Origin of the sequence: Pseudoalteromonas sp. MB41, assembly GCF_020966275.1 — a bacterium.
In the GTDB taxonomy this organism is placed as follows: domain Bacteria; phylum Pseudomonadota; class Gammaproteobacteria; order Enterobacterales; family Alteromonadaceae; genus Pseudoalteromonas; species Pseudoalteromonas lipolytica.
This window is the reverse complement of sequence record NZ_JAJJZF010000069.1, coordinates 1-1,053: the sequence shown is the minus strand read 5'-3', so window position 1 is coordinate 1,053 and position 1,053 is coordinate 1. Positions and strand designations below refer to the sequence as shown.

Genomic DNA, 1,053 nt, shown 5'->3' with positions numbered 1-1,053 from the left:
CCGGTTTCGCTCGCCGCTACTTCCGGAATCTCGGTTGATTTCTGTTCCTACGGGTACTTAGATGTTTCAGTTCTCCGCGTTCGCCTCTTACACCTATGTATTCAGTGCAAGATACCTGCAAGCAGGTGGGTTTCCCCATTCGGAAATCCTAGTCTCAAGTGCTTTTTACTAGCTTGACTAGGCTTATCGCAAGTTAATACGTCCTTCATCGCCTCCAACTGCCAAGGCATCCACCGTGTACGCTTAGTCACTTAACCATACAACCCAAACGGGTCTTTATTAGTGACAGCTGTTAACTTCGCCAGAAGTTAATTCATCAAATAATGATGAGAATACTAAAGTAGATACCGATTAATCTGTCGATTAATTGGCATATTTTTACTTTTGAAAACTCTTGATAAATAACAATTGTCATTCATCAGAATTTTATTATCAGCTTTCCAAATTTTTAAAGAGCAAGAGAATTAACTTCTCAAAATTAAACACACTCTATTCTCAAGCAGTTTATTACCTGATAAGAATGTTTATTTTTAAGGAGTAAAAGTGGTGGAGCTAAGCAGGATCGAACTGCTGACCTCCTGCGTGCAAGGCAGGCGCTCTCCCAGCTGAGCTATAGCCCCACATATGCTGGTACTTACTGTTTCCACTTCATGGAAGTGGTGGGTCTGAGTAGATTTGAACTACCGACCTCACCCTTATCAGGGGTGCGCTCTAACCAACTGAGCTACAGACCCAAACAATAAGCATTGTTTCTCTAACTAACAATCATCTGTGTGGACACTACGAACAAATAAGTTCTAAATCGTATAAGGAGGTGATCCAGCCCCAGGTTCCCCTAGGGCTACCTTGTTACGACTTCACCCCAGTCATGAATCACTCCGTGGTGAACGTCCTCCCGAAGGTTAGACTATCCACTTCTGGAGCAACCCACTCCCATGGTGTGACGGGCGGTGTGTACAAGGCCCGGGAACGTATTCACCGCGTCATTCTGATACGCGATTACTAGCGATTCCGACTTCATGGAGTCGAGTTGCAGACTCCAATCCGGACTAC

The 1,053-nt window shown here is 44.5% G+C and carries 2 tRNA genes and 2 rRNA genes; all 4 read right to left on the bottom strand.

Annotated elements, in window-relative coordinates:
* Positions 1 to 257, bottom strand: a 23S ribosomal RNA gene (locus LPA49_RS22200); the annotation flags it as partial.
* Positions 258 to 544: 287 nt separating this feature from the next.
* Positions 545 to 620: transfer RNA gene (locus LPA49_RS22195), tRNA-Ala, on the bottom strand.
* Positions 621 to 657: 37 nt separating this feature from the next.
* A tRNA-Ile gene (locus LPA49_RS22190) sits at positions 658 to 734 on the bottom strand.
* Between the two features lie 73 nt (positions 735 to 807).
* Positions 808 to 1,053: ribosomal RNA gene (locus LPA49_RS22185) — 16S ribosomal RNA — on the bottom strand; the annotation flags it as partial.